The organism is Buchnera aphidicola (Takecallis arundicolens) (assembly GCF_964058945.1).
In the GTDB taxonomy this organism is placed as follows: domain Bacteria; phylum Pseudomonadota; class Gammaproteobacteria; order Enterobacterales; family Enterobacteriaceae; genus Buchnera_L; species Buchnera_L aphidicola_AH.
The window spans coordinates 428705-434704 of the sequence record NZ_OZ060369.1 but is presented as its reverse complement, the minus strand read 5'-3'; the positions used below and the strand labels follow the sequence as shown (position 1 = coordinate 434704).

Annotated in this window: 5 protein-coding genes and 1 tRNA gene; 3 read left to right on the top strand and 3 right to left on the bottom strand. The window is 26.1% G+C overall.

Translation table 11 applies throughout. From position 1 onward, the window contains the following. Window positions 1–246 precede the first annotated feature (246 nt). Complete coding sequence (der, locus tag AB4W50_RS02180; protein WP_367677128.1) at window positions 247–1608, top strand: ribosome biogenesis GTPase Der; 1362 nt, start codon at window positions 247–249, stop codon at window positions 1606–1608. Window positions 1609–1643: 35 nt separating this feature from the next. Here the strand turns inward: der and fdx are convergent, their stop codons facing one another. The 3 genes from fdx to AB4W50_RS02165 form a co-directional block, all read right to left on the bottom strand. Continuing rightward, window positions 1644–1964 carry an ISC system 2Fe-2S type ferredoxin gene (gene fdx, locus AB4W50_RS02175; protein WP_367677127.1) on the bottom strand — a complete coding sequence of 107 codons (321 nt, stop codon included), beginning with the start codon at window positions 1962–1964 and terminating at the stop codon, window positions 1644–1646. A 124-nt stretch (window positions 1965–2088) separates the two neighbouring features. Continuing rightward, window positions 2089–2469, bottom strand: coding sequence for a Fe-S cluster assembly scaffold IscU (gene iscU, locus AB4W50_RS02170; RefSeq protein ID WP_367677126.1), 381 nt, complete (start codon window positions 2467–2469; stop codon window positions 2089–2091). Window positions 2470–2491: 22 nt separating this feature from the next. Next, window positions 2492–3706, bottom strand: coding sequence for an IscS subfamily cysteine desulfurase (locus AB4W50_RS02165; protein ID WP_367677125.1), 1215 nt, complete (start codon window positions 3704–3706; stop codon window positions 2492–2494). Window positions 3707–3899: 193 nt separating this feature from the next. Between AB4W50_RS02165 and AB4W50_RS02160 the strand changes: the two genes are divergently transcribed. Both AB4W50_RS02160 and ilvD read left to right on the top strand, forming a co-directional pair. Next, window positions 3900–3972 (top strand) — tRNA-Trp (locus AB4W50_RS02160). A 132-nt stretch (window positions 3973–4104) separates the two neighbouring features. Further along, window positions 4105–5985 (top strand): dihydroxy-acid dehydratase, encoded by a 1881-nt coding sequence (gene ilvD / locus AB4W50_RS02155; RefSeq protein ID WP_367677124.1) that lies wholly within the window; start codon window positions 4105–4107, stop codon window positions 5983–5985. Window positions 5986–6000 lie beyond the last annotated feature (15 nt).

Sequence of the window (6000 nt, the reverse complement as noted above, 5' to 3'; positions counted from 1 at the left end):
AAACATATATCATACAACATTAGTACTTGCCTGTAATAAACATATATCATACAACATTAGTACTTGCCTGTAATAAACATATATCATACAACATTAGTACTTGCCTGTAATAAACATATATCATACATTGATATATAAATATTATTTAGTATTAATGATAATATAATATACTTTATTAAATGTATTTTTTATGTTAATTTCTTTAAAATACGATAATATTGTTTTTTATTTAAGGATTTGTATCTTATGATATTAAATATAGTTTTATTGGGACGAACAAATGTTGGAAAATCAACATTATTTAATAGATTAATAAAAAAGAATGTTTCTATAGTACATCATTCTATAAATTTTACAAGAGATCGACAGTACGGTATTTTAAAGCTGAAAAATAGCGTTTTTAATATTATTGATACAGCAGGAATACAATTAGATTCTAATAAAGATAGTATACTACAAAAGAGTATTTTAAATCAAACTTTTATTGCAATTCGTGAATCAAATTTAATTTTATTTGTTTTTAATATACAAACTAGTATTACTGAAGAAGATAAAATATTATTTGAAGTTATACGTAAACAGTCGAAAAAGATTTTTATTGTTATTAATAAAATTGATAAAATAAAAAACTATCATTATAAATTTAGTGAATATTTTTGTTTTGGTATTAAAGATATTTTTTTAATTTCAGCGTTACAATCTGTAGGTATAAAAAATTTAAAAAACCAGATAGAAATTTGGAATAATTGTCATTTATTATTACCATCAGATTCCACGTATGATACAATAATTACACAACCAAGCAATAATTTAATTCAACATATTATGGTTGCTATTATTGGAAAACCAAATGTTGGTAAATCAACATTATTTAATGTTTTGTTAAACAAATATCGAGTTGTGACTTCTAATATACCAGGTACAACACGTGATAGTATTACTGATACAGTAATGTTTAAAAAAAAAAAATATGTTATTATTGATACAGCAGGTGTACGTAAAAAATATAATAATTCAATTGAATCATTATCAGTATTAAAAACTTTACATGCTATTTCTAGTACTTATATCACATTGTTAGTTATTGATTATACTGATGGTTTTAATAAACAAGATATATGGCTTCTCAATATTATGATTCAATCTGGAAAAAAAATATTAATATTAATTAATAAATCAGAAAAATTATCGTTATTGGAACAAAAAAAAATAAAAGATTATTTATGCTGGAAATATAAAATGATAAATTATTTTTATATCCATTTTATTTCTGCTTTATATAAAAAAGGTATAAAAAAAATATTTTTTTTAATTAATAAATTAAATAATAATATTAATTTTATTATGAAATCTTCTGAATTAACAAAAATTATGTATCAAGCAATTCAGGAGTATCCTCCGAAATTTATGCGGGGTAAACAAATAAAATTACAATATGCACATCCCGGAGGATATAATCCGCCTACAATTGTAATACATGGTAATCAATTGGTATATATTTCAAAGAATTATAAGCGTTATTTAATCAATTTTTTTCAAGCACGTTTAAATTTGTTTGGTAGTACAATTAAAATTATTTTTAAGAATAAAAATAATCCATACATATAATTTAAATAAAGATTATTATGTTTAGTTTTATATATTTATTTTATATTAGGTATTTCAATTTCTATGTTTACATTTAAAGTAATAATTTTTGCTTGGCAAGCTAATCGACTATGATATTCTACTCCATATGCTTTATCTAGTACATCTTCTTCTTGTTCCGTAATATTTGATAATGAATCATATCCTTTTCGAATAATACAATGACATGTACTACATGCGCATGATTTTTCACATGCATGTTGCATATTAATATTATTTTTTAAAGCAATATCTAAAATGGTTTCACCAATTTTCATAACACAAATTTTTTTTTCTGATAATAAAATATTATTTGGTAAAAAAATAATTTTTGACATATTTCTATCCTGATTATAATAAATTGATTATATTTAATATTATTCTTGATATTGATATTTTTTAGTTTATATTCCTGAAATATTGAAGTTATACGTCATTTTAATATATCAGGAATGTAAATATTTATTTCTTTTTTTTATAATCTTGAATTGCTGCTTTAATTGCATCTTCTGCAAGAATAGAACAGTGAATTTTAACGGGTGGTAAATCTAATTCATCTGCAATAGTAGTATTTGTAATTTTTTCAGCTTCTTCTATAGATTTTCCTTTAATCCATTCGGTAATTAAAGAACTTGATGCAATTGCAGAACCACAACCATATGTTTTAAAACAAGCATCTTCAATAATTCCTTTTTCATTGACTTTGATTTGTAATTTCATAACATCTCCACAAGCTGGAGCACCTACTAATCCACTACCAATTTTTTTAGATTCAATATTTTTAAATGATCCAACATTACGTGGATTTTCATAATGATCAATAACTTTTTTACTATATGTCATGTTTTATACCTTATATTTAATTTTAATTGTGTTGCCATTTAACTTTATTCAAATCAACACCATCTTTAAACATTTCCCACAATGGTGATAATTCACGTAGTTTTTGTATTGCTTGATGAATAACATTAATTGTATAATTAATTTCAGATTCTGTTGTAAATCGTCCTATTGAAAATCGAATTGAACTGTGTGCTAATTCATCTTTTAATCCTAATGCTTTTAATACATATGAAGGTTCTAAACTTGCAGAAGTGCATGCGGATCCAGATGAAACAGCTAAATTTTTTAATGCCATAATTAAAGATTCACCTTCTACAAAATTAAAACTAACATTTAAAATATGTGGTGCGCTATATTTAAGATTAGTATTCAAATATATTTCTTCAATATTTTTAATACCATTCCAAAGTATATTTCTTAGATTGGCAATATATTTTATTTCATGTAACATATTACGTTGTGCTATTTTACATGCAGTACTAATACCAACAATTTGATGTACTGGTAGTGTACCAGATCGCATACCACGTTCATGGCTACCGCCATGTATTTGTGGGGTTAATCGAATCCTTGGTTTACGTTTTATATATAATACTCCAATACCTTTAGGACCATAAATTTTATGTGCTGAAAATGACATCAAATCAATATGGATTTTTTGTAGATCGATTGGTATTTTACCTACAGCTTGTGTTGCATCTACATGTAAAAAAATTTTTTTTTCACGGCATATATTTGATATTTTACTTATATCTTGTATAGTACCAGTTTCATTATTAACATACATTATAGAGATTAATATTGTATTTTTTTTTATATTTTTTATAATATCTTGTAAATCAATTATACCATTTGGTTTTGGGTTAATATATGTTACAGAATATTTATTTTGTTCTAAATATCTACAAGTATCTAGTACGGATTTATGCTCGGTACTACTTGTAATAATATGATTACCTTTACTACGATAAAAATTACAACAACCTTTAATTGCTAGATTATTAGATTCAGTAGCTCCGGAAGTAAATATGATTTCTCTTGAATCAGAATTAATTAATTCTGCAATTTGTTCACGCGCAATGTCTATTGCTTCTTCTGCTAACCAACCAAATTGATGTGATCGCGATGCAGAGTTACCAAATGTACCATCAAGTGTTAAATATTTTTTCATATTCCGTATGACTTCTTCATCTACTGGTGTTGTTGAAGCATAATCTAAATAAATTGGGAACTTCATATTATACCTTTTCAAAAATTTTTTAATGTAGATTTTTTTAATATAAATATTATTATTTTATAATATCTAAAAAATTGATATATTATTTTTTATATTTATATATTTTATATATTTTACTTTAAAAATTTTTAATGTTTTTAATATATTTTTACATAGACGAAATATAATGAAAATAGTATACTCTTAATTATATAGGGATGTAACTCAAATGGTAGAGTGTCGGTCTCCAAAACCGAATGTTAGGGGTTCAAGTCCCTTCATCCCTGCATGATTGATGATGATTTATTTTTTGATTTGTTTTTTATTAAATTATATTAATTGATATTAGTACAATCTAATGATCAATTTTTAATATATTTTTTATAATATAGATGTTTTTATTTTAGAGATTAGAAATTATGCCTAAATATCGTTCTAATACTAGTACTAGTGGTAGAAATATGGCAGGTGCTAGAGCATTATGGCGTGCAACAGGAATGAAAGATAATGATTTTAAAAAACCGATTATTGCGGTTGTTAATTCTTTTGCTCAATTTGTTCCTGGACACATACATTTACAAGATGTCGGTAAACTAGTGTCAGATGCAATTAATGAAACTGGTCAAGGTGTAGCTAAAGAGTTTAATACTATTGCTGTAGACGATGGTATTGCCATGGGGCATGAGGGTATGTTATATTCTTTACCTTCGCGTGAATTAATTGCTGATTCAATTGAATATATGATTAATGCACATTGTGTGGATGCCATGATTTGTATTTCAAACTGTGATAAAATTACTCCGGCTATGTTTATGGCATCACTTCGATTAAATATACCTTCTGTATTTGTTTCTGGTGGTCCTATGGAAGCCGGTAAAGTTTATATTAATAATCAATTACATAAAATAAATTTAGTGGATGCTATTAGTAATAGTGCAAATTCTAACATATCTGATGATCATGTATATGATATTGAAACATCAGCATGTCCTACATGTGGTTCATGTTCAGGTATGTTTACAGCAAATTCTATGAATTGTTTAATGGAAGCAATAGGTTTGGCATTACCAGGTAATGGCACTATATTGGCTACGCATATTGATAGAAAAAAAATATTTATTGATTCTGCAAAAACAATAGTAAAAATAACACAACAGTATTATCATGATAATAATGTATCTGTTTTACCATTAAATATTGCAAATAAATTTTCTTTTGAAAATGCAATGCGTTTAGATATTGCAATGGGTGGATCAACAAATACTATTTTACATTTATTAGCAGCTGCACATGAAGGTAATATTGATTTTACGATGAAAGATATTGATCGATTATCACGTACAACTCCGCATTTATGTAAAGTTGCTCCTAGTAGTACGTTGTATCATGTAGAAGATGTGCATCGTGCAGGTGGTATTATGGGTATTTTAGGAGAATTAAATGAAGTTAATTTATTACATAAAAATGTGCATAACATTTTAGGTCAATCTTTAAATACGATGTTAAATATATATAATATTAAATATACTAAAAATAATAATGTGATTCAAATGTTTCAGGCTGGACCAGCAGGTATAAGAACTACAGAACCATATTCACAATCATTTCGTTGGGATACAGTAGATTCTGATCGTCAATTTGGATGTATTAGGTCAGCACAATTTGCATATAGCAAGGATGGTGGATTAGCAGTTTTATATGGTAATTTAGCAAAGAATGGGTGTATTGTAAAAACTGCAGGATTGGATGAAGATCAATTAGTATTTATAGGTCGTGTAAAGGTATATGAAAGTCAAGATTCTGCTGTAGAAGCAATTTTAAATAATAAAATTTGTTCTGGTGATATTGTATTGATTCGTTATGAAGGACCAAAAGGTGGACCAGGAATGCAAGAAATGCTATATCCTAGCACATATTTAAAATCTATGGGTATAGATAAATGTTGTGCTTTAATAACTGATGGAAGATTTTCAGGTGGTACTTCCGGTTTATCAATTGGTCATGTTTCTCCTGAAGCCGCTAGTAAAGGTTTAATTGCATTAGTTAAAGATAACGATCAGATATCCATTGATATTCCTAATCGATTAATTTCTTTAGATATTACAGAATCAGAATTAGTACGACGTAAAAAAGAAGAAAAACAATCTCAAAAAGCATATCGACCCAAGAATCGTTCGCGTAAAATTTCGTTAGCATTAAAATTGTATGCACTATTTGCAACTAGTGCTGATCAAGGAGCAGTACGTAATAAGAAACATATTAACTTATTATTACAACATAGTTCGCTTATCAATAATTAAAAATATTGTGCGTAC

Excerpts from the sequence above, each read along its gene's own strand:
- fdx (WP_367677127.1), bottom strand. The coding sequence starts at position 1,964 with ATGTCAAAAATTATTTTTTTACCAAATAATATTTTATTATCAGAAAAA.
- AB4W50_RS02165 (WP_367677125.1), bottom strand. The coding sequence starts at position 3,706 with ATGAAGTTCCCAATTTATTTAGATTATGCTTCAACAACACCAGTAGAT.
- der (WP_367677128.1), top strand. The coding sequence starts at position 247 with ATGATATTAAATATAGTTTTATTGGGACGAACAAATGTTGGAAAATCA.
- iscU (WP_367677126.1), bottom strand. The coding sequence starts at position 2,469 with ATGACATATAGTAAAAAAGTTATTGATCATTATGAAAATCCACGTAAT.
- ilvD (WP_367677124.1), top strand. The coding sequence starts at position 4,105 with ATGCCTAAATATCGTTCTAATACTAGTACTAGTGGTAGAAATATGGCA.